General features: G+C 43.4%; 21 protein-coding genes. 11 read left to right on the forward strand and 10 right to left on the reverse strand.

Going from position 1 to position 23,746, the window contains the following annotated elements:
* Positions 1-467: 467 nt before the first annotated feature.
* From ACIQZD_RS11090 to ACIQZD_RS11105, 4 genes are all read right to left on the reverse strand, one after another.
* Positions 468-2,033 carry a glutathione ABC transporter substrate-binding protein gene (locus ACIQZD_RS11090; protein WP_402901928.1) on the reverse strand — a complete coding sequence of 522 codons (1,566 nt, stop codon included), beginning with the start codon at positions 2,031-2,033 and terminating at the stop codon, positions 468-470.
* Positions 2,034-2,133: 100 nt separating this feature from the next.
* On the reverse strand, positions 2,134-3,633 hold the full coding sequence (locus ACIQZD_RS11095) for an amidohydrolase family protein (protein WP_402901931.1): 1,500 nt from the start codon (positions 3,631-3,633) through the stop codon (positions 2,134-2,136).
* A gap of 1 nt (position 3,634) precedes the next feature.
* Positions 3,635-5,143: an amidohydrolase family protein gene (locus tag ACIQZD_RS11100; RefSeq protein ID WP_402901934.1), complete on the reverse strand. Its 1,509-nt coding sequence runs from the start codon at positions 5,141-5,143 to the stop codon at positions 3,635-3,637.
* Positions 5,144-5,209: 66 nt separating this feature from the next.
* Positions 5,210-6,766: a glutathione ABC transporter substrate-binding protein gene (locus ACIQZD_RS11105; RefSeq protein WP_402901937.1), complete on the reverse strand. Its 1,557-nt coding sequence runs from the start codon at positions 6,764-6,766 to the stop codon at positions 5,210-5,212.
* A 210-nt stretch (positions 6,767-6,976) separates the two neighbouring features.
* Here ACIQZD_RS11105 and nikC point away from each other — a divergent pair, with 210 nt between their 5' ends.
* From nikC to ACIQZD_RS11140, 7 genes are all read left to right on the forward strand, one after another.
* On the forward strand, positions 6,977-7,879 hold the full coding sequence (nikC, locus tag ACIQZD_RS11110; RefSeq protein ID WP_402901940.1) for a nickel transporter permease: 903 nt from the start codon (positions 6,977-6,979) through the stop codon (positions 7,877-7,879).
* Positions 7,880-7,891: 12 nt separating this feature from the next.
* Positions 7,892-8,812, forward strand: coding sequence for a nickel ABC transporter permease (nikB, locus tag ACIQZD_RS11115; protein WP_402901943.1), 921 nt, complete (start codon positions 7,892-7,894; stop codon positions 8,810-8,812).
* 12 nt (positions 8,813-8,824) lie between these two features.
* Positions 8,825-9,847 (forward strand): ABC transporter ATP-binding protein, encoded by a 1,023-nt coding sequence (locus ACIQZD_RS11120; RefSeq protein WP_402901946.1) that lies wholly within the window; start codon positions 8,825-8,827, stop codon positions 9,845-9,847.
* A complete protein-coding gene (locus tag ACIQZD_RS11125) occupies positions 9,847-10,836 on the forward strand; it encodes an ABC transporter ATP-binding protein (RefSeq protein ID WP_275726951.1) in 990 nt (329 codons plus the stop codon). Before ACIQZD_RS11120 ends, ACIQZD_RS11125 begins: the two co-directional genes overlap by 1 nt.
* A gap of 88 nt (positions 10,837-10,924) precedes the next feature.
* Positions 10,925-11,692, forward strand: coding sequence for a sensor histidine kinase (locus tag ACIQZD_RS11130; RefSeq protein WP_402901949.1), 768 nt, complete (start codon positions 10,925-10,927; stop codon positions 11,690-11,692).
* A complete protein-coding gene (locus ACIQZD_RS11135; RefSeq protein ID WP_402901952.1) occupies positions 11,689-12,387 on the forward strand; it encodes a response regulator transcription factor in 699 nt (232 codons plus the stop codon). Before ACIQZD_RS11130 ends, ACIQZD_RS11135 begins: the two co-directional genes overlap by 4 nt.
* Positions 12,388-12,390: 3 nt before the next feature.
* Entirely contained in the window at positions 12,391-13,719 is a 1,329-nt protein-coding gene (locus tag ACIQZD_RS11140) for a transporter (protein WP_402901955.1), read from the forward strand.
* Positions 13,720-13,949: 230 nt separating this feature from the next.
* Here ACIQZD_RS11140 and ACIQZD_RS11145 read toward each other — a convergent pair whose 3' ends face one another.
* On the reverse strand, positions 13,950-14,537 hold the full coding sequence (locus ACIQZD_RS11145) for an NAD(P)H-dependent oxidoreductase (protein WP_402901957.1): 588 nt from the start codon (positions 14,535-14,537) through the stop codon (positions 13,950-13,952).
* A gap of 120 nt (positions 14,538-14,657) precedes the next feature.
* Here ACIQZD_RS11145 and ACIQZD_RS11150 point away from each other — a divergent pair, with 120 nt between their 5' ends.
* Positions 14,658-15,086 (forward strand): MarR family winged helix-turn-helix transcriptional regulator, encoded by a 429-nt coding sequence (locus tag ACIQZD_RS11150; protein WP_402901960.1) that lies wholly within the window; start codon positions 14,658-14,660, stop codon positions 15,084-15,086.
* 81 nt (positions 15,087-15,167) lie between these two features.
* Here the strand turns inward: ACIQZD_RS11150 and ACIQZD_RS11155 are convergent, their stop codons facing one another.
* The gene (locus tag ACIQZD_RS11155; protein WP_402901963.1) at positions 15,168-16,625 is read right to left on the reverse strand and encodes a protein adenylyltransferase SelO; all 1,458 of its coding nucleotides are present in this window, start codon (positions 16,623-16,625) and stop codon (positions 15,168-15,170) included.
* A 628-nt stretch (positions 16,626-17,253) separates the two neighbouring features.
* On the opposite strand from ACIQZD_RS11155, the gene ACIQZD_RS11160 reads away from it, so the two are divergent.
* Together ACIQZD_RS11160 and ACIQZD_RS11165 are read left to right on the forward strand one after the other, a co-directional pair.
* Positions 17,254-17,694, forward strand: coding sequence for an SRPBCC family protein (locus tag ACIQZD_RS11160; protein ID WP_053347531.1), 441 nt, complete (start codon positions 17,254-17,256; stop codon positions 17,692-17,694).
* A 1,141-nt stretch (positions 17,695-18,835) separates the two neighbouring features.
* Positions 18,836-19,546 carry an FHA domain-containing protein gene (locus ACIQZD_RS11165; RefSeq protein ID WP_402901966.1) on the forward strand — a complete coding sequence of 237 codons (711 nt, stop codon included), beginning with the start codon at positions 18,836-18,838 and terminating at the stop codon, positions 19,544-19,546.
* Positions 19,547-20,060: 514 nt separating this feature from the next.
* Here the strand turns inward: ACIQZD_RS11165 and ACIQZD_RS11170 are convergent.
* Together ACIQZD_RS11170 and ACIQZD_RS11175 are read right to left on the reverse strand one after the other, a co-directional pair.
* A complete protein-coding gene (locus ACIQZD_RS11170) occupies positions 20,061-21,026 on the reverse strand; it encodes a quinone oxidoreductase family protein (protein WP_402902094.1) in 966 nt (321 codons plus the stop codon).
* Between the two features lie 117 nt (positions 21,027-21,143).
* Positions 21,144-21,290, reverse strand: coding sequence for a hypothetical protein (locus ACIQZD_RS11175; RefSeq protein ID WP_100298038.1), 147 nt, complete (start codon positions 21,288-21,290; stop codon positions 21,144-21,146).
* Between the two features lie 167 nt (positions 21,291-21,457).
* Here ACIQZD_RS11175 and ACIQZD_RS11180 point away from each other — a divergent pair, with 167 nt between their 5' ends.
* Complete coding sequence (locus ACIQZD_RS11180) at positions 21,458-21,982, forward strand: GNAT family N-acetyltransferase (protein WP_402901969.1); 525 nt, start codon at positions 21,458-21,460, stop codon at positions 21,980-21,982.
* Between the two features lie 289 nt (positions 21,983-22,271).
* On the opposite strand, the gene ACIQZD_RS11185 is transcribed toward ACIQZD_RS11180, so the two are convergent.
* Both ACIQZD_RS11185 and ACIQZD_RS11190 read right to left on the reverse strand, forming a co-directional pair.
* Positions 22,272-23,102, reverse strand: coding sequence for an STAS domain-containing protein (locus tag ACIQZD_RS11185; RefSeq protein ID WP_402901972.1), 831 nt, complete (start codon positions 23,100-23,102; stop codon positions 22,272-22,274).
* A gap of 128 nt (positions 23,103-23,230) precedes the next feature.
* On the reverse strand, positions 23,231-23,662 hold the full coding sequence (locus tag ACIQZD_RS11190; RefSeq protein ID WP_402901975.1) for an Lrp/AsnC family transcriptional regulator: 432 nt from the start codon (positions 23,660-23,662) through the stop codon (positions 23,231-23,233).
* Positions 23,663-23,746 lie beyond the last annotated feature (84 nt).

The following is a 23,746-nucleotide window of genomic DNA, read 5'->3' on the forward strand; positions in this document are numbered from 1 at the left end:
AGCAAGCGCCTGTGGGGTCTTGGCTAGCCAGTAATTCTGCAGGAGTGTCACAAATCTCTTCAATCCAATGAGGATTACAATAAAAAACATAAAGACTGGAACACCTTATTCGATACGCTGCACTGTCTTGGTCCGTTGACGCAGTTTATCGACCTAAACCACACTTTATTCGGCCGTCCACGCACAGCATTCTACCTAACCAGCACTTTATTCGACCGTTGAGGCACTATATTCGACCGTTCACTAATTTTTTTCGACCTTCGCCTCACTTTTCGGACTCCAATCCTTGTTCCAATCAACTTTGTTAGAACATTTAGATAGTAACCATATCTGAGGAAATGAAAATGTTGCTTTGGGTCAATTGGTTCGGGAACATCATTTGATTAAAGATCGTTTTCCGTACCCCTTTCGTTTACAAACTGAAAGTCTCACCCTAAAATGGAAAACCCTTTGTTCTTATCTGCGCATCACTTTATCGTTACGTCATTTATCTCCAGATAGCCTGAAGGACTGATTGAAAATCCTTTTACATCTTTCGCGACTGCAGCAACATTTTCTATGACCCTTACAGGAATATACGGGGTGTCGCCCATCTCGATTTCCTGTGCCTCTGCGTATAGTTCTTTGCGCTTCTCTTCTTCTTTTTCCTTCCTGGCGGCATCTATTAAACGATCCACCTTTTGATTGCTGTAAAAGAATGTATTTCCAGCCGCCCCCTGTGAATCCGTATGAAATAGATTATATTGATTATAATCAGCATCGCCGGTCGCGTTTCTCCAACTGATGATGAACATTTCCGATTGCCCTTTATTCACTTGTTCCACGAACGAACCGTACTCCATCACCTGTACCTTCAAATTAATGCCGATACCTTTCAGTTGAGATTGCAGGACCTCGGCCAAGTTAACTCTTTCTTTACTGTCCATTGTCAGGATGGTTGCATCCAGTCCCTCAGAATATCCAGCTTCGGCCATCAGTTTCTTTGCTTCCTTCAGGTTGTAATCATAGGCTTCGAGATCTTCGTTGTAGCCGAATACTTTAGAGCCCATCAAGGAGTTCGCCTTTACTCCCACATTATTAAAGACACCCTTGATAATCGAGTCCATTTCAATGGCATGGGCAATGGCTTTACGTACCTTTACATCATTGAACGGTTCATTATTGACATTGAACCCTAAATATTCGGTTCCATACCCTTCACTGCGGTAAACATCCATTGCCGGTGAAGATTCCACCTGATCCATTACAGCTACAGGAAGAGGCTCTGCGATATGCGCTTCACCGGTTTCTATCATGGATATCCTCGTTGAGTCTTCGGGGACGACCTTGAAAAGGACCTTGTCCACTTTTGGCTCGTCTCCCCAATAGCTGTCGTTCTTCGTCAATATGATTTCCTGGCCTGGGGACCATGAATCAAAAACGAAAGGACCGGTTCCATTCGGTTCCTGGATAATCTTTTTGCCATACTTTTCAATCGTTTTCGGACTGATGATCCCGCCTTCGTGATTCGCCAATATGGAAAGGAGAGGGGAAAATGGTTCCTTCAGAATGAATTGCACGGTAAATTCATCAACCGGTTTCACCTCTTTTACCATATCGAATACTACCGCTCTCGGAGAAGCGACCTTCGGATCTAATAGTCGTTCAAACGTCTTTTTTACTGCATCTGCATTAAATGGTGTGCCATCATGAAATTTCACATCTTCCCTAAGCTTGAATTCCCAGGTCGTATCATTTATTTGCTTCCATTTTTCTGCTAGCATTGGCTGTATCTCACTATTCTCATCCCGTTGTACAAGGCCTTCATAGATTTTATGGTGAGTGACGCTAGCGGCGTTAATCGTGGACATGAACTGCTGATCCAGATTCTCAGCGTCGGATAAGCGGGCAATAACCAATGTGCCCCCTCCGTTTGATGCTCTGTTCGGATCACTTTCTGTTGTGCTTACGTCATTGTTAGAAGAACAGCCCGTAATGATGATGGCCATGATCATGACTAGAAAAAACTTTCCTGTCCCACGCTTTAACCCCATGGACTTCGACCTCCCAATTTCATTTTTTGAATACTTATCTAATTATAGGAAATATTCTGACTATTCTTTTCGAATATCTTTACTATGTTTTTCATTTTCTTTACTTGTTTCCATAAATCGCTTCTGTATCGCTTATCGATTCCACGACCTTGAATGATGGCTTGAACAACTCTTTCTCAGGAAGCTCCTGATAATCCCTTTCCATATATCCTTTTTTCATCTTTTTAAAATATTGCTGCCCCTTATATTTGATTTCCGTTAAATCAAGATTGGGGATTATTTGATCCTTCATGACCACCTTTCCATTTATGACCGATAATTTAACGTCCCTCCCTGAGCCGCTTACGAACATGGTTCGAATGGGATCATCGATTACCCCCATATGGAAACCGTCCAAGTCAATCGCGATGATATCCGCCTTGGCCCCCGCTGCGATGCGTCCTAGATCATTCCTGCCAAGAAAGGCGGCCGCATCAAGTGTGGCTGACCGAAAGAAATCGGCATAGACAGAGCCTTCCATTTCTCCTTCCGCCAGCCGTGAGAGCATGCTGCCTGTCCTGACGTTCTGGAACATATCCGGAGGGAATGTGTCCGTTCCAAGGGCTATATTGATCCCAGCCCGTTTATATTTAGCGAAAGATTCCAACGCCTCCCCATGCCTCCCGATGATCAGAGGGCAATGAATCACCGTTGTATTCGTTTCAGCAAGCAGCTTCAAGTCATCGCCCTGTCCATATTTCGCTTTACTATATCCTGAAACAAAGTGGGCATGCGGGATCCCTGTTCTTGGACCGAGAAAGCCAAGGTCGTACAAATATCTGATCGGTGTAACATGATGGGCTTCCCAGATGGTGTTGAATTCAAAACTTCCTTGTGCAGCATGAAGCTTTATCGGTACATCCAATTTTCCGCTGTAATATTTAATCTGTTTTAATTGATCTGCCGTTTGAGACTCTATACGTTCTGGAGCAAGCATCCCCCTGACCATTCCTTCATGGGCTCCATCGAATTTTTCTACAAACTCAACCGCTTTCCGTAACCCCGCTTCACCGGCTTTTTCATCCCAATGCAGTTTAATTTTCCCGTCAGGCTGGACGACTCTCATTCCTGATTGGAAACTCGGACCAAGGTAAATCCTTAACCCCAATCCAGCGGCATGCTCTGCCGCAGCTGCCAATTCATCATAGGTTTCAGCCCAGCTTTTATAAAAAACGGAAGTAATGGGCATCGCCGTCGTCACGCCATGAAGAATGAGCTGTGAATAAGCATATAGTGATTTAAAAGCTTCTTCTTCCTCGGTCATTAATTCAGGATGTCCGCTTTTTATATATTTCTCTGACCAGAGAAGATTCTTCTGTCTGCCGGTACTGGCTTCAAAATGTAAAATATCATGGTCAATGTCCCCTAATGCATTTAAATCTATGAACCCGGGACTGATAATGGCGTTACCGGCATCCATTACCTTGTCCACTTCTTCAGGATAATTTTTTCCGACATACAGAATCGTTTCTTTTTCATAAACGATTTCTGCGTTTTCCAAAATAACATGATCGCATCCATCATACCCAATCACATATCTTCCTTTAAGCTTGGTTTTCATCTTATTCCCCTTTCACCATCACGGCAGCGTCTTCTCGTTCGTCATATCGCTTTTCATCTACATAGGCCCTGGCATGGCCCCAGAAATATTTCGTCGGCTGCATATACTTTTCGAGCCCCGCACGCTTTATCGTTGAAAAGGCCTCCTCATTCGCTTCATCAAGCACTGTACTTTCATGGACCGTCCGTACTTTCCTTCCTTCCATGATCAATTTCCCATCCACTATGACATGCTCGACATCATTCGCCACTGCTTGAAATACAAGCCGGTGAACATGCATGAATTCAGGTGTCAGATGAGGCTGATGCAGATTGACCGTAATGACATCCGCTTTTTTCCCGATCTCAAGGGAGCCTATTTCATCATCCCAGCCAATGCATTTCGCAGCATCTATCGTGATCATTTCCAGTAGCTTGCCTGGAGGTAAATAATAGTAGTCCCTAAGCGCTGCCTGGTGAACAAACTGTGTTTTCCTCATTGCCTGAAACATATCAAAACTTGTGGAAGGGGAAGTCCCATCCGTGGAGATTGCCACGGTTGTCCCCATCTCCAATAATTCGGTTATCGGGGTACGGGCATGGACCTGGCCAAATCCAGGTGATGCACTGACGTTGGTACCTGTTTCTGCCAGTATTCTTGCCTCATCGAAGGAAATGCCCCGACAATGCTGTAAATGGACATCTGGACCCAATAGGGCGTTTTCCTTATCCTGTATCGCTAAATGAATCATCCCGCCAAAGGCATCTGAGTGAATGCGCGTGTTATATTTTCTGGCAATCTCCCTTATTTTCTTCGCTTGATAAAGGTCATGATCAGTCAGCCCATAAAGCCTGTCCGGTGAGGTGGGATTCGAGGGATCCACTGATGTAACGATGACAAATGGTGTAATGAAGGCTCTCGTGCGGTCTTCATTTGCATGATTCAGCGCCTCGATTACAGCTTCCGCCCCCTGTAACACTTCTTCATAGGAAACTTCCTTTACCACTCTCTTTCCGTCAACCCACCGGCTGAATGAATGGGGCCATGGAGGGTTGCAAGGACCCGTGCATACCACATCCCGGATCCCCACTTCGGCGTATGCTTTTGCATGATTGATGGCGAAAATCGGTTCATCGGACCGCGGCGTGGATCCTAACACGCTAACCCCAGTTGTCACGCCCGCCTTTAATCTCTCAAGCGAGGATAGCTTTCCTTCGTAATACCAAAAGTCATCCGTAACAAAATGCTTATACGCATTCGTCATGATGGGCATCCAAAAATCAATATTCTCCATTGCAATCGTTTTGAACATGGAATGTCCCCCATGACCATGAACATCTATCAATCCAGGCAATATGCACTGATGGCTGCAATCAATGACTTTAACTGCCACATACTTCAATTTCAGTTTTTCCGTTGAATCTACGGCTAAAATCCTTCCTTGATGTATGGCGATGGCGCCATCTTGCAGAATTCTCCTGTTTTGATCCATGGTTATCACGGTCCCATGGATTAGCAGTAAATCTATCATATTTTCCCCTCCTAATTGAGAAGGCAGCATAACTTCCTTATGCTGCCTTACTTTTGTGATGAATTCCTACTTCACGGTTACGTCATCAAGCATTAAATAATTTGCCGGATTCAGCCAAAGTCCTTTAACCGTTCCGCCATATACGGCCAAGTGTTCATAGTTACGGATAGGAACATATGGAACTTCTTCCCTTTCAATTGCCTGAGCCTTGGAATATAGTTCCTTACGTTTATCTCCATCCGATTCTTTACGTGCACTTTCAATCAATTTATCAACTTCCGGATTGCTATAGAATGAACTATTTCCCGCAGCACCCTGGGATTTGCTATTGAAAAGATTGAATTGATTATAATCTCCATCCCCGGTAGCATTGCCCCAGCCGCCTATCGCTACCTGGTGCTCGCCCTTGGCTGTCGCGTCAATGTAAGCCCCATACTCAAGAACTTGAATCTTGACCTTAATTCCAATTCCTTTTAACTGGGATTGAATCACCTCGGCCATATTGATCCTTTCCTTACGATCACTCGTCGTCAGTGTAAACTCCAAAACATCCTTGACCCCCGCTTCAGTCAAGAGCTTCTTCGATTCATTAATATCATAGTCGTAGCCTTTTATATCCGGATCATAACCAAACACCTTCGGGCTCATTGTTGAATTTGCCCTCGTACCGACGTCGTTATAAACCCCTTTGATAATGGAATCGACCTCGATGGCATGAGCGACCGCCTTACGGACCCGTACATCATCAAAGGGTTTTTTCTTAACATTGAAGCTTAAGTATTCAACGGCAAGTCCCTCCGTGCGATATAAATCCATCGTGCCTGACGCTTCGATCCTATCAATCTCCGTCACTGGCACTTGATCGGTCACATGTGCTTCACCCGTTTCTATCATTGCAATCCTGGTGGCATCTTCAGGGACAACCTTGAATACCACCCCATCAATCTTAGGCTTATCCCCCCAATAGTCCTTGTTTTTCGAAAGTGCGATTTCTTCACCAGGCTTCCACGATTTAAAAACGAATGGCCCTGTCCCAACGGGGTTTTGAGCCAGTTTGTCACTATTTTCCTTAATCGCTTTAGGGCTGATGATGCTTCCTTCATTACTCACTAAAATCGATAACAGCGGAGCATAAGGATATTTCAGCTTGAATTGTACAGTCGTTTCGTCAATGACTTTAATTTCTTTGATCATTTCCAATTTACCAGCCTGCGGCGAAGCTGTTCCCGGATCCAGTACCCTGTCAAAATTGGTTTTCACCGCTTCGGCATTGAATGGAGCTCCATCATGGAATTTGACTCCCTCCTCCAATTTAAACTCCCAAGTGACATCATCCAGTTGTTTCCACTCTTTTGCGAGCAGCGGTTTAGGGTTCATGTTTTTGTCAGGAACGACCAATGTTTGATAAACCTTTTCATAAACGACGTTTGCAGATGGAATGTCTGTTATGAAATGAGGGTCAAGGGTCGTCGCATCAGATAATCGCGCGACGATCAGCGTTCCTCCTTCCTTCGCTTTTTCTACTGTTTCCTTGCTGCCGGTTTCTTCCGTTGCACAACCTGATAAAACGGATGAGATGCCTAATAAAGAAGCAAAAAGCAACCCAATCATTCCTTTTCTCATTCTATTTCCTCCCTTTTCAACCTGCCTTTGTTTCTCCAAGTAACTTTCAGCTATGAGTACATCGGGCTTACTGTAAATTATAAAAAAAAACCGAATTTTATATTTTCAGAATCTTTACTCTTTTTTTAATTATCTTTACTGCTTTTCCGCATCATATTTACTTCAATACCTTTTTTGAATAAATTGAATGAAAGAAAAGGAGGAAATCCAATGAAGCCAGAGGTCGTCATCAATAATACCGAATTGAATGTAAAAGAAAGAAAATCTCCGAAACTAAGATACTGGAAAGCCTTTTATAAAAAATTCAAGCGAAATAAATTGGCATTGGTAGGCGGGTACATCGTACTTTTTTATATTTTATTGGCTATCTTTGCACCTTTGATCTCACCGCAGGATCCCTATGAAATTGATTTAGTCAACAAACTCCAGCCTCCGTCAGCCGAACATTGGATGGGTACGGATGATAAGGGAAGGGATATTTTAAGCAGATTATTATATGGAACACGGCTTTCATTAACGGTTGGATTTGTCTCTGTATTCTTCGGGGCGTTCATTGGCATACTCCTCGGGTTAACAGCTGGTTATTACGGAAAATGGATCGATACCGTCATTATGAGGATTGTCGATGTTCTGCTGGCTTTCCCGGGAATACTGCTTGCTCTTGCCATCATTAGTGCCCTTGGTCCAAGTTTAATCAATGTAATGGTAGCGGTCGGCGTCTTTTCCATACCGATGTTTGCCCGGATTGTACGAGGTTCCACATTGTCAGTCAGGAAGCTGGAATATATCGATGCCATTCGTGCATTGGGAGCAACTGACTTCACGATCATCTGCAAGCATATTTTTCCGAATATTCTATCACCCGTCATCGTTCAAGCCACATTACGTCTGGCAACGGCCATTCTGTCGGCAGCCGGATTATCATTTCTGGGGCTGGGAGCCCAGCCGCCCTCACCAGAATGGGGAGCGATGCTGAGCAGCGGTCGGGATTATTTGTTCAGCGCCCCCCACATCGCTTTGTTTCCGGGGATAGCGATATCCACACTGGTACTTGGTTTCAACATCTTCGGGGATGGACTTAGAGATGCCCTGGATCCAAGAATGAAAAAATAAGGAGGAGAGAAAATGTTCGTATTCATTATTCGACGGGTACTTCAAACCATACCGGTTTTACTGGGAGTAAGTCTTGTTGTATTCCTCATCATGCAAATGGTCCCGGGAGATCCGGCAACACTGCTTGCAGGTGAAGGAGCGACTAAAGAAACGATTGAATCACTGCGGCATGAGCTTGGCTTGGATCGTCCAATCCTCTATCAGTACGTCGACTATATCCTTCATGCTGTTCAAGGTGACTTTGGGGAATCACTACGCAGCAGCCGCCCTGTTTTGGACGAAATCATGGTCCGCTTGCCCATCACCCTTGAACTGGCACTTGCCAGCATTTTCATAACCGTTGTGCTTGGAATGATTGCAGGAATCATCTCGGCTACCAAGCAATACTCGGCAGCTGACATTTCCATCATGATCGTTGCTTTATTGGGAATCTCGTTACCTAGTTTTTGGCTGGGCCTCATGCTTATCTACTTCTTTTCCGTGAACCTTCATTTGTTTCCGGTTTCAGGTTGGGGAACTTTCAGCCACATGGTTCTCCCAGCCATAACCCTTGGGGCCGGCGGAGCGGCCATCGTTGCCAGGATGACCAGGTCGAGCATGCTTGAAGTCGTTCGCCAAGACTACATCCGGACCGCAAGAGCCAAGGGATTAAAAGAATATATCATCATTTATAAACACGGCCTGAAAAATGCGCTTATCCCTGTCATTACAGTCGTTGGCCTCCAGTTCGGTGCACTCCTTGGCGGCACAGTATTGACAGAGTCCGTTTTTGCCATCAATGGACTTGGGAGATTGATAGTCGATGCAATCAGAACGAGGGATTTGCCGATGGTTCAAGGCGGGGTCCTCATCGCTTCCGTTATCTTCGTATTCATGAATTTAGCGGTGGATATCCTCTATCGATACTTTAACAAAAGAATAGACTTGAACTAAGGAGGTATGATGATGAAACAGGATGATGATAAAATACTGGAGGTAAAAAATCTTCAGACCCACTTTTTCACTGATGAAGGAACGAGTAAAGCAGTCAATGGAATCAGTTTCTCCCTCAATAAAGGGGAAACGCTTGGAATCGTCGGGGAGTCGGGAAGCGGAAAAAGCATAACATCACTATCATTATTAAGGCTCATTCCATCGCCACCCGGTAAGATTGCCGGTGGCAGCATCCTTTTTAAAGGGGAGGATCTGCTTACTAAGTCTGAAAAACAGATGCGATCCATACGCGGGAATGAAATTTCGATGATATTTCAGGAGCCGATGACATCATTGAATCCCGTATATCCCGCTGGCGAGCAAATTGCGGAAGCGATCCGGCTCCATCAAAAGCTGGGAAAAAAGGAAGCATGGAATAAAGCGGTCGACATGCTTAGGCTCGTCGGGATCCCTTCACCTGAAAAGAGGGCAAAACAGGAGCCGCATGAGCTAAGCGGCGGAATGAGGCAAAGGGTCATGATTGCCATGGCACTTGCCTGCCACCCTGAGGTTTTAATAGCGGATGAACCTACAACAGCACTGGATGTGACGATCCAAGCCCAAATCCTCGAACTGATCAAGACGCTGCAAAAGGATTTCGGGACGGCTGTCATTTTGATTACTCATGATTTGGGAGTCGTATACGAAACCTGTGATCGGGTTGCCGTCATGTACGCAGGGAAAATCGTTGAATACACTTTGGCCAAGGAAATATTCACAAACCCAAAACATCCTTACACCATTGGTTTATTAAACTCCCTTCCGCGTCTTGACATGGACCAGGAAGAACTGATTACAATTCCCGGGACCGTTCCAAGTCCTTACAACATGCCCAAAGGATGCAGCTTCGCTCCCCGTTGTGCACATGCGAAAAGCATTTGTGAACAAGCCGTACCGGATCTCCAAGCTATCGGCCCAAGCACCGAGGTCAGCTGCTGGATGTTCACCCCCCAATGGGAGAAGGAATATGACGCTCAAGAGAAGGTAGGGGTTTAATGATGGGTGTACCAGCTGCAGAGAAAAAAGTTCTGCTTAAAGTGGATCAATTGAAACAATATTTTCCGATCAAGGGCGGATTTTTCGGAAGAACCATCAATCATGTAAAAGCCGTTGATGACATTACCTTCGATATCAAACAGGGTGAAACCTTAAGCATAGTCGGCGAATCCGGCTGCGGAAAATCGACTACCGGAAGGGCAATCCTTAGATTGGATGAACCGACAAGCGGGAGCATTCACTTTCAGGATAAGGATTTACTGAGTTTAGGAAAAAAAGAAATGAGGCGTACCAGAAAGGATCTGCAAGTCATTTTTCAAGATCCATTTGCCTCCCTTAACCCGAGACAGACTATCGGCCAAATTCTCGGAGAAGCTTTAGCGATACAAAATGTAGTCCCTAAAGAAAAACGAAAGAGCAGGATCGAAGAATTATTGGGACATGTCGGGCTGAGACCTGAATCCATGGAAAGATACCCGCATGAATTCAGCGGCGGCCAGAGACAGCGGATCGGCATTGCGCGGGCTCTTGCAGTGGACCCAAAATTGATCATATGTGACGAAGCTGTTTCTGCACTGGATGTATCCATTCAAGCGCAAGTGCTGAATTTATTAAAATCCTTACAGCGCCAGTTCGACCTTACCTTTCTTTTCATATCACATGACTTAGGTGTGGTCAGACATATCTCGGATCGGGTGATGGTCATGTATCTCGGAAAGATAGTCGAGATAGCCGATAAAAAGTCCATTTTCGAACAGCCCCAGCATCCATATACAAGGGCATTGCTTTCGGCCATCCCAGTACCGAATCCTGTGCATGAAAGAGAACGGATCCTATTGACGGGTGATGTACCCTCACCCATAGACCCTCCAAACGGCTGCCGCTTCCATACACGGTGCCCTTTTGTACAGGATATCTGCAAAACACAGCTACCCGAACTGAAACGATCTGCACAAAACCATCAAGTGGCTTGTCACATTGTGTCATAAGCTGTAGATTTCCGGAGGGGTCTTTAGTATGATACTAATAAACAGAATAATTCAAGTTATTTAAAAATATAACCAGCAGAGGTTCTCCATGCTAAGTTACGAGGGATTCACCTTAATTATCATGCTCTTCATTTTAGCTCCCATCATGGGAGCTATCGCTCTTTTATTTCTATTCATATTCGAGAAAAGGATCGACCTTCTTGAAAATAAAAACAAAGAGATCCGCCTGGAGCAAGCACTGCAAGAAGCACAATATAATAAATTGAACCAGCAAATCCAGCCACACTTTTTGTTTAATACACTAAATGTCATATTGGGCTTGGCCCGCCTGAACAGGACGGCTGAATTGATACGGGCCTTAGAGGCATTTTCGCAATTCCTGAAATTCAAATATAAAGCATCAGAACCATTGATCCCCCTTTCCCAGGAAATTCAGTATACCCAGCATTATCTCGACATCCAGACCCTTCGCTTCGGTGATCGGCTCAAGGTTGATATGGATTGCCCGGAACCATTATCAATCGCCCTTGTTCCCCCCTTCATTCTTCAGACATTGGTGGAGAATTCATTTAAACACGGTTTGGAAAAAAAAGTGGGTGAAGCCCTGCTGCATATCCGGTTTTATCTGGAATCGCAGATGGTGTATCTGGAAGTGGCGGATAATGGGTTAATGGGAAAGGAATCTTTCGTTACGGACGAAGGCGGCCATGGCCTGGATAATATCCAAAAGCGCTTATATTTGTATTTCAATGACCGTGCACAATTGAATATAGCTTCTACTGAATCGGGAACTAAGGTAGAGGTATCATGGCCACTGGTTTTTGATAAGAAATTGGAGGAGGCGGAGCCGGAATGAATGTATTATTAGTTGATGACGAACCATTGGTCCTTGAACAAATGGAATATATGATTCAGTCCATATACCCTTTTTGGAAGTTTCATAAAGCTGCTGATGCCTGTCAGGCACTGACCCTCAACCAAAATCATAAAATCAACCTCGCTTTCCTTGATATTAACCTGCCGGGGCGATCGGGTCTTGAATTTGGTGAAGACTTAAGGGCATTAAACAAAGAGGTCGAAATCATCATGGTGACCGCGCATCAAAGTTTTGATTATGCCCAGCAATCCATCAGGATAGGCGTGGTTGATTATTTAACAAAACCTGTAATAGAAAGTGATTTGCATAAAGTCCTGGCCAAGTATGACAAAAGGGAATCTTCCCATAACTATTCAACCCTTATTCACCATTCTCTTTCATTCATTCATGAAAATTATGCTGAAAAACTCTCCCTTTCGGACATCGCCCGTGAAGTGCATACCAACCCGACTTATTTAAGCAGGAAATTCCATGAAGAAGTCGGCACTTCGTTTTCGGAATATTTAATGCAATATAGAATAAAGGCCGCTAAAAGGGCCTTAACCAATAACACCAGCTGGAGCATATCAGACGTCGCTGAAAAATCGGGTTTCAATAGCCAGCATTATTTCAGCACTTTATTCCGGAAGATAGAGGGAATCACGCCCAAGGAGTTCCGCGAGAAAGGAAAATGAACATTGCGATCACGTACATTTCAAGAATACGTACAAGGCCCCATTCAAATCGGGATGGGTTTAGGGATCATCTCCCTCCTGGCACGCTGGGTGACAGGAACCACGATATTATCCTCCCCCGAATCGATGGTGAAGTATGGAGTTTTCGGAGGGATCGGATACGCCCTGATGGGAGCGATCGCCCTGTTCATGTTCAGCTTCATCGGGAAGAGGGTCCGGCAGGATTTCCCCGTGGGCTTGACCATCGGGGACTATTTAAAAGCCCGGCTCAATCCCCTCGGATATTGGATATTGATCGTGATTCTGGTCATAACCAGCTTACACATTTTATTCATTCAGGGAATGGCCGCGTCCACCCTATGTCAGTTTCTTTTCGATACGCCGCTCTATGTCGGGCTGTTCTTTTTTTTCGGTTTTTGTGTCCTTTATGCTGGATTCGGCGGGTTAAAGCTCATTCATGGATTCGCAGCTTTTCAAGTTGTCTTCATGTTTGCCGCGGTTATCTTAATTCCCTTATACTTTTTCGTCAAGGAAGGGATTCAGCCCGTTTATGATGGGATCCGTTTATACCATCCATACATGCTCGTAATCAATAAATATGATCTATGGAGTTTTCTTTTTGCAGGGCTTCTAGTCGGGTTCGGCCAGTTTTTCTTTGACCTGACATCATGGCAGCGTTTATTCATGATAGAAATGAAAAAGGTTCACTTAACATTCTCTTTATCCGGCCTTATATGGATCATATTCCCGCTCTCCTTTTCATCCCTGTTCATCATGGTTATCTTTACGGGCGGCTTCACTGATATACACTCGATTCTGGCTGGATTGGCAAACAAAATAACGACACCATTCTTTTTCATCCTTTTTGTGCTCTGCGCTTTCAGTGCAATCACCTCTACATTCGGTGCCTGCCTGCATTCATTGGTAAGCCTGATCGTAGCCAATATTCTTGAACCATTACAAACAAAAAAAAGCGACCAGCAAAAAATAAGGATGGCCTGCCTGCTTTCAATCTGTATTGGAGGATTGGTTTTCATTGCTACACTCTTCTATTCCCCCAACCTATTAGAGCTCTTATTTTACTCAGGCAATATATACTCGGCATTGCTTGCTCCAATCCTTGTTATCGTATTCAGCAAAGGGAAAGTCGCTGATTACATACCGATAAGCGCGGTCCTGGCCATTGTCGCTTCATACATCATCCAGCCTTATGTAAGTGAATTCCAAAGCATATGGTTCAGCGGATTAGCTTCATTGACGATTCTAGTGATTTGTATGATCCTTACGCTTATCAAGAACAAATGGAAATCCGTGAAAACAAAACGGGATTGATTGCGAAGCTGCACGGCAAAGTGGTTACATAACAGACTATGTAATCTGTTACACGTAAATCGATAAAAAAAGATAGGTTGCCGACATAAAGTCCCAACCAAAGTTGATTGGAGCGGGTGTGCGAGGCTCCTGCGGGAAAAGCGTGTCCCAGGGAGACCCCGCAGGCGCAAAGAGCGCCGAGGAGGCTTCCGGACGCCCGCGGAAAGCGAGTGCCTGGCACGTTAAAAAACTTAGCTTGCCACCTTTCTGAAATACCGATAAACCTTCTCTAGCTTTTGGGTTTGTTTCCCCTTTGGACTTTCCATATTTCCGAATTCAAAAAACTTCACTTTTTTGATTCCGACAAAATTGAATAGTGCTCTTTTCATCAATATTTTATGCGCATCATTCAACCAGAGAAGCGGATACTTTGCAGGTCCCTTCATCGTGGACACACATACGACCGACTTTCCTTTCAGTAGGCCTTCCGGAAACAATCCCTTTTTATCCCTGTAGGCAAAATTCGCAGAAAATAATTGATCAATGTATCCCATCAGCATTGCCGGAGGCCTCCCCCACCAGATGGGATAGACAAAGACAATCTTGTCGGCCCAAGTAATTTGATTTCTATATTTTTCAAGCTGAGGATCACGATGCATATCACGCCTTCGTTTATGCTCATTGAACTCCAAGAGCGGATTGAAGCCCTCTTCATATAAATCCAAGACCTGAATCCCCTTTACCTTGGGGTTCTCCTTACTTCCTTGAATGACTTTTTCTAAAAAAGCATGGCTTAAGCTTTTTTGATTAGGATATGTGTAGATGACCAGCATGTTCATGACGCACCCCCTATTTACTTATCATTTGATAACAATAATATAACACCATCTTTTTTGTTGTCAAATGATAATTGTGTTTTGATAACACTTTTGATATCTTCTCAGTAAGAGGTGAAAGTTATGGACAAAAAAGCTCTTTTTGAAAAAATGATCACATTTACGACTTCCGTACATCAAGTGACACACGAATTGACACAAAACGCCAAATCAGATTCCATCACGCCGGTACAATATAAAATTCTTGAATACATAACAGTCAGTCAGCCTGTCACACCAAGTGAAATCAGTGACTGTCAGCATATCTCCATGCCTAACACGAGCCGTGAACTGAAAAAATTAAGCGAAAAGAATTTAATTGAAAAAATAAGTGATTCGGAAGATAGACGGAAACAATACATCCTCCTCTCCAAGGAAGGGGAAATGATGATGAACGAGGCTTTTGCAATCGTAGAATCCCGTTTCCAAAGCCGGCTGCAACATGCATCAAAGGAAGATTTAGCGGAAATTGACCGTGCCCTGGACATTCTTCAAACAAAACTTTTTTACTAAAGGCACAAAAATGGCTCCCGCGATTGAAGTTGACGAAGAATCGACTTCAATCGCGGGAGTTGCTTCAAACATGTTTTTTAATCAGGTGCCGCAAAAGGTCCGGTAAGGTTTTGTTGATATAGGCAGTGCGGCGTATTCAGCTTGTTCCTCGCAATATGCATAAGGATTAGCAAGAACATCCAACAGCCGTTCCATCACGCTGTAGTCCCCTTGCTCCACTGCCGCTTCCAACGCTTCTTCCACCCGGTGGTTCCGTGGGATCACTGCAGGATTGCTGTTCTGCATCAACTGATTCGATGATTCTTTCGTGTCCTTCTGCCTGCCCAGTCTCGCCTTCCAAAGCTCTTGCCACTGAGCGAATTCCGGTGTCCCGAAAAGGATCGTATCCTCCACTTTATCAAAGGTCAAGGCACGGAAGGTATTGGTATAGTCGGCACCATGCTTTTTCATCATACTGAGGATGCCATTAATAAGCGCTTCATCCTGAGTCTCTTCGTTGAATATCCCCAGTTTCGCCCTCATTCCCGCTAACCAATTAGAATGATACAAATCATTAAAAACGGAAATCTTATCTTGGGCCAAAGTAACGGCCTGATCTTGGTCATCATGCAACAGCGGCAATAGGGATTCAGCGAATCGCGCAAGATTCCAACCTCCAATTACCGGCTGGTTACCATAGGCATAGCGGCCTTGTCTATCAATTGAACTGAATACCGTTGCAGGGTCATAGGCATCCATGAAGGCGCAAGGGCCATAATCGATGGTTTCCCCGCTAATCGTCATGTTGTCGGTGTTCATCACCCCATGAATGAAGCCAACCAGCTGCCATTGGGCAATGAGCTCAGCCTGACGCTTGACCACTTCCTGCAACAGCGAAAGATAACGGTTTTCATCGGATTCAATGTCTGGAAAATGACGCTTAATGGCATAGTCGGCAAGTGTCCGGAGTTCCTCGATCGTGCCCCATTTTGAAGCGAATTGAAAAGTTCCGACACGAAGATGACTCGAAGCCACACGGGTCATGATGGCACCAGGCAGCCCGGTTTCACGGATTACCGTTTCACCGGTCGTCACCACTGCCAGACTTCGGGTGGTAGGAATGCCGAGCCCGTGCATCGCTTCGCTGATGATGTATTCGCGCAGCATCGGACCAAGTGCAGCCCGGCCATCGCCCCCGCGGGAATATGGCGTTCTTCCTGGACCCTTCAGCTGGATATCGACCCTCTCGCCTTCGGGCAGGACCTGTTCGCCAAGCAATATCGCCCGGCCGTCCCCTAACATGTTAAAATGACCGAATTGATGCCCAGCATATGCTTGGGCAAGCGGCGAAGCACCTTCGGGAATCTCGTTTCCGGCAAACACCGCCACACCAGCTTCGCTTTGCAACGACTTAACGTCCAAACCAAGAGATTCCGCCAAACGTTCATTTAGAATGATCAACTCCGGTGAATGTACAGGAGTCGGGTTCGTGCTCGTGAAAAACTTTTCCGGAAGACGCGCATAGCTATTGTCTAAATTCCATCCTGTTTCATTAGTCATGGTTTCTCCTTTTCTTAATTTGACTTTTGTATAAAGGTTCTTTCTCACAAGATTCAGTTATAACACGCGATAAAACTCAGTTGCAGTCCATATTAATGTCTACTTCTGCCAATTAATTATACCGTTTCTGCATAAAAATGGCTCTTTTAAAGTCGTGTTAAATCCATGACGCTCCGGGATTTCATAAAACGATTCTTTAAAACGTCAATATCCTCATCGGTTCCCTTTGAATGAAAGAAAGCAGGTACCCTTAATATTTTATTAAAAGTCAAGAAAATGGTCAGAACTTCCTAAAACTAAAAGTTTATATCTAATGTCACACATTATATTTAAGGAACATAAAAGGATAGGTAAGCAGAGATAGATACTGCTTTTCCAAAGGGTGTTTTTATAGTAAATGGAAAGAACATCTGAATTTAAAGATGCACTAATGAACTGTTGATTGAAAATAGACTTGTTCCGTTAAAGGGCCAGATTGTGGAGGATTGGAAAATTTTGATTCTACAATAATTCGGGGATTGGAAGAAGGAAAGCCATGTATAATTAGTGATGTAAGTTTATGCTTTTTATGTAATAATTATTTTGTAGAAATGTAAAATTACAATACATAGTGAAGGTGGGGATCATAATGGCAACGGGAACGCATACTGTAGTAGTTCCAGTAGATGTACAAGCAGTTTGGGATTATGTCAGTGATCTCGAAAAATGGGCAACGACAGTACCAGCCTATAAAGAACATGAAATCATAAATGACAAGCAATCTATTTGGACATTTGAAGGTAGTGTGAAAGGTATTAAAAAAACAATACAAGCGCAGGTAGATATTACCGAATGGAATGAACCTTCAAATATTAAGTTTGAACTAAAAGGTTTATCAGATAATTTTACAGGAAGCGGTCACTTTACTGCTGAAGATGTTAATGGTAAAACAATAATGACTTGTACGGTGGAAATACATGCAGGCGGATTATCTGGTGCGGTGTTAACACCAATTATTAAATGGGCTGTTCCAAAAGTAGCATCTCGTTTAACAGAATCTATCGCACGTAAAATTGCAGTATTCTCATAGTTTTCAAAAATTGAAAGCCAATTCATTTTAGAGATACCTTCTCTGAAGTATAGATGGTAACATTCTGAAGTGACCAATGTAATGATATAGAGTTCTACTAGAAATTTTATAATTAGCGGAAAGGGGGCTGTCCATAAAAGATGGCCTCTTTTTTTCAATATTCCAGATCTGGCGCTTTAATGTCATAAGGATCACAAGAATTATCAAACTTGTTTGAAAATCTCATACTTATCTAAAAAGAGTAACTCCCATCCCGAACCATGATTTTAAAGAAGACTTGGTTATCCTTCATGTTTTTTTACTTTTTTATATGGATAAAACCCTCATTGGATTGAATAAAATTGCGACACTCCTGCCGAATAACTAGCTAGACGAGACCCCACAGACCCTTGCTTTGATGAGGCTTGGCAGACTGTCGCGGAAAGGGGACTGGCTTATGAAATCAACTTGCACCTTTTTCAAAGAAAAAAAACTGTAGGCAAACTCGCTTTCTTCGAATTTGTCTACAGTCTGAAGCCTGCCGTCGATTCGGCAGGCTTTTTTATATCATCTATGATTTTCCCAAACAGGTGAACAGGAACTTGCTGTGGAGGATTCATGTTTTCTGAATGCCCCCCACCTTTTCTGTCATCTTCCTTCCCGTTTCGTCTCCCACATCCCTCTCCAATCCAGGATATGCTTAATTCAGTAAAGTCAGGCTGATAAAGGCAATGCCAAATATACAGTACAGAATGAGGGTAAAGGGCTGAGGAAAAATAATATATACTATCATACTAATGATCATCAGCAGGATGCTGAAGGCATTTATCCTATCTCTCCACATACTCACCTTTGGTCAACTCCTTTTCCACAAGCGTAAGGTACATTTTCATCGCAAACTTCTTCCGGTGCTGCCTGGCCGGCTTTGAGGAAGCACTCCTCCCACAGTCAAAGCGAACATCAGCAAATATAGAGTTTCTTCTTCATTCCACTTTGTTATAATGGCTGTGTGCCTAATTTATATTTTTTCATTTTTCGTTAGTAAGTAAGCGACTGATAATTTATAATTATAAAATTGAACCCGCTAAACAGCCATGTAGCCAAAATGATAAATCCATAAAAATAATTTAAATATTCAGACTTTTTAAGGGGTATGAAGTGAATGTTCTATAAAACTTTCAAGGTTGTATTGAGAACCTTGCACAAAGGCCAAACCGAGGAATTCGCCTATGTATTCGAAGGGAAGAGCCTGCTGATTGGGCGTGCCAGCCAGCACTCCAAGGCTGATTTCAAGCTTTACAATGACTTTGTTTCCAGGGAACATTGCCGGATTTATATGGAGGAAGGACAGCTCCTCATTGAGGATTTGGCAAGCAAACACGGTACCTCTGTGAACCAGATGCCGCTCGTACCGGGCAATCCCTGTCACATTGAACCTGGGGATTCGATTACTTTAGTCAATGGATTGATTGAATTCATGATCTCCATCGACAACGATTTAACAATGGATTTCACGCCGGTGAACCCCGAGTTCCAGCAAACCGTCGCTATCAATGAGTACCTTCAGACCGTGATCATCAATGAAGAAGCACCCATTAAAATGCCGACCAAGGAATTCAATTGCTTTAAGCTGCTTTATGAAAATTTGGACAAGCTTATTTCAAAGGAAGAAATTGTCCAGCAAGTATGGCCTGAGAGAGTCGGTGATCCAGAGCAAATTGTGACGGCAGAAGAAATCGCTTCACTTCTGTACCGGGTGCGGAAACGGATAAATGGGCACTTCGCAATAAAAGCAGTCATTCAAAAGGGATATTATATGGAATCCATCCATTCAATCTATCGGACTTATAATGACAATCATTCGAAGACATGAAAAAAGCATTGCGGAAAACAATGCTTTTTTTCATGCTTATATTGGAGGGATTGGGACGGGGTTATCCAGAGCCCGTTTCATATGATGGCCCGAGGAGTCGGAACGACAGAAAAGTACTTAAGGCAGATCGTCAATAAATTCACCGCACCACAAGGATCATTAAAAAAGTGTTTGTCTCTTCATTCCCTAATATGGCTATTCATAAGTTTTCCAAGAGAACGGATCCGTTCTCTTTTTTTGCTTGTAACGAAAGCCTGTGAATTGAAGAATGACGATTGTTGTTTGGTGAATGGCCCATTGTGGATTTCTTTTCTGAATTCGTGTTTTGCATGTGTATCTTGTGGATAAGCCCAACTTGGTCTTCAAGTTGTTTTGACAGCAGGCCATAACCCCTGTAAGGGCAAGGACATTTATCTGGAGTTATTCTAAGGGTCTTAGAATAGGTCTATATAAAGGAACTTAAAAAGGTTCTGATCATGGGCCTCCATTTAGAATGGAAAGCCCCCTTGACCTGTTATGGTTTTAATAATATTTTCCCCGAACTCTTCCGGCTTTCAAGAAGTCTATGCGCATCCGCCCCATTTTCCAACGAAAAAAGAGCCGGTTCTTTGATGAGGATTTCCCCTGACAGAATCCATTGGAATAGCTCTGCTGTTCTTCTTGTCCGTTCTTCATGGGTAGTCAGGACGTTCCAAAGGTCACCACCAATTAATGCCTTGGATGTATCCATTAACATTCTCGGGTCGATTTTTTCTGGATCACCGCCTGCCATCCCAAAAAATACGACAGTTCCTCCAGTCTTGGTCGCACTGAAACTATCCATCAAGGTTTGGCCCACTGATTCATAAACAACATCAACGCCTTTACCGCCGGTTACATCCTTAATGGAATCCACCCAGTCCGATCCGTAAAGGAAAACATGATCCGCACCCATTTGCTTGGCAACAGCCGCTTTATCATTCGATGAGGTCAAGCCAATGACCTGACCGCCCTTCATCCTGATCATCTGTGTCAGTAATTGACCCACTCCCCCTGCAGCGGCATGGACCAGAATGGTTTCCCCTTCTTTAACCGGATGGCTGTCATGAGTTAAATATTGGGCAGTCAATCCTTGAAGTAAAACGGAAGCGGCCGTTTCAAAGGAAATGCCCTCAGGCAGCGGTAACAGTTTATCAGCTGGAACTGAAACCAGCTCCGCGTTGGCATGGGGAACATCAGCGAACCCGACACGATCACCCACTTTCACATGATGGACATCTTCCCCGACATATTCGATGACCCCTGCTCCTTCATACCCTAGAATGTATGGGGGATCACCCACCAAATGATAATTCCCTTTCCTTCTATATACATCAGCAAAATTCAATCCGATTGCTTTCATTCGAACGATCACGGCTGATTTTGAATGTTCAGGTTCTGAAATTTCCCTTAAAGACAGAACTTCCGGCCCGCCGAAATTATCAAAGACAAGTGCTTTCATCATCCTAACTCCCTTCAGTGGTTCTTCATTTCTTTAAGATATAGGATGAATCCTTTGATGACAAGAAACACAAATGACCGCCCTGCCCTTAAAGGCTAGAGCGGTCACTAAGTTTACTCAATCTGTATTGGAGCCAGGACCGTTCTTTCGTTTATTCGCAGAGTATTCTTTACCGTGGGCTTCATGTTCTGCAATGATATCCGCTTTCGGAATATGGTTATTCTTTTTCGGTGAAGCGATACGGTTGCGATGTTTTTTTCCCATGATCTATCTCCCCTTCATTAATGCTTTTTTTTGAAGTGTTTAATGCATCTAACGTTAGCTTGTCCGATTACCACCGAATTTACCGGCAAAATAGGCACTTCATAATAAAGGAAAAACCTTCGTGGAAACCGAATAGATAGAAAACTGGATTTATGAGGAGGGAAAAAATGTTTCCTGTATTGAACACGGAAAGGTTACGATTAAGGGAAATTCATGAAAGTGATGCGGAAGCTCTTTTTCAATGTTTATCAAAAGATGAAGTCACCCGCTTTTACGGCCAGGATTCATTGGAAAATGTTGAACAGGCGAAGGATATTGTAGCAACTTTTGCGAAAAACCATCGTGAAAAAAGAGCGATTCGATGGGGAATTGAAAGAAAAGATACGCAGGAATTGATTGGCACTATCGGTTTTCATGCCCACAGTCCCAAATACAGACGAGCGGAAATCGGTTATGAAATTCATCCTGCACATTGGCGCAAAGGATTTGTGTCAGAAGCGCTTAAAGAAATTATCGCTTACGGTTTCAACGACCTTGATTTAACCCGCATCGGCGCAGTCGTTTTTCTGGAAAACCAGCCATCAAGTGAGCTCTTGCTTAAGCTGGGCTTCATCCAGGAAGGAATATTAAGGAGTTATATTTACCAAAACGGTATCCCTCATGATACATATGTCTATTCCTTGCTGAAGTGAAACCAACCTTCTTTAGAAGGTCGCATTGAAGAAATTTGCGACACGCCTGCCGATAACTGACTAGCCGAGACCCTCTTGATGCTTGCTTTGATGAGGCTTGTCGGCAGTCGTCGGAAAGGCTGCGGATTTCGAAATCGGGCTGGAACTTAGATTCCTTTCTTTTCGGAGCATCTGTTCCCCATTCTATTTACTTATTCGAATATGATAAAACAGTAAATAAATTACCTTAATATCCCAAATTACCCACAAAAAAAAGTCACCAAAACATGGCGACTCCCACTTCACGAATTTAGGTGACTACAAGATAGTCCTTCAAAGCCTGCTGAAGTGTACCCTTTGTTTCTGCTTTATTATCGAGCTGAATCCCTGAACGGATCATTTTCGTAACAACCTCTGGGCGTAATCCAGTCACCACAGCTTTACACCCCATCATTGCCGTTCCATCGAGGATTTTCATCAAATCATTGATCATTTCAACTTCCATTTCGATGATACCGGACAAATCCAAGATCAAGGTCTGTATCCTCAGTTTACCTATCTCCATCAATACTTTTTCTTCGATTATCTGTATTCGTGAATAATCGATTGCCCCGATTAACGGAAGGACACAGGTGGTGGAAGTGACGGGAATGATAGGGACGGATAGGTTTTCTACCAAGTTTTGCTGAGCGAGAATCAATTTGTCTTTATAATCGGAGTAACTGACGAAAAAGGATTTAAGAAAAACATCAACACTTTCATTCACTTTTTTCTCTAATTCAAAAAAGACTCTGGAATCCTCAATAAACGCTTTCTTATCTTGTTCAAACTCATAAAGAAAGGTCCAAAGCGTTCTGCGAAGGGCTTGAATCCATTCCAGCTTGAATGAAAGCGTCAAGGAGTGGGTTGCCCACGTAACTCCCTCTTTTTCGGCAAAGGCAATCATATCCGTTTCATTCTGTTCCACTATATATCGAATGAGCTTATGTGCATTATTTAAAAGGTCGACATTTCCAATCAGTAAAATTTCTTCGATTTTATCCCTGACATTGACCGCTGCTGATAAAAGATATTCTTCAAACTCACATTTATTCTGCAAAAGGAATTCCATTATTTTATCTTCCTCATAAACAAAACTCACTCATCTCCACTCCCTTTTTGAACATCCAACTGTGATTTTTGTTACTATTTACTTTCTATATTGGTGGAGTTTTTTCCTGCAAATTGGTCATATATTAAAAAGTTGGCAAGTAAATTGGTTAAAGCCGGTTAGATCTCATCTCCTGAAAAAACATTTTTCGATACGGAAGAGAATATCAGATGAGTGGACGATTTCCCATATTTAATGGCTTCATCTACGAAGTCTTCCAGCGTTTCCATGGAAAATGTACTTATTTTAATAAGATAACTGTATTGACCGGCTAACCGGTGGCATTCCAGAACTTCCGGATGGTTCAAGCTGAATTGATAAAAGTCTTTGCATCGATCCGTTTCGAATAATATGAATGCCGTTATGCTTCTATCAAGTTTTTCAAGGGATATTTCCGTTTTATAACCTTTTATCACTCCGCTTTCCTCTAATTTATTCACACGTTCTTTCGTTGCTGGAGCCGTTAAGGAAACTTCATGTGCCAGTTCTTTCATGGACATGCGACCATTATTCTCCAGTAAGGAAAGTATTTTTTTATCCGTTCGATCCAATTCAATCACCCCTACTTTTTATTATTAACTGATTTCTTTCAAATACATTATAAAATAAATATAAAAGGAATGATTACGTAATTA

It is taken from the genome of Peribacillus sp. NPDC096447 (assembly GCF_044762725.1).
GTDB lineage: Bacteria > Bacillota > Bacilli > Bacillales > DSM-1321 > Peribacillus.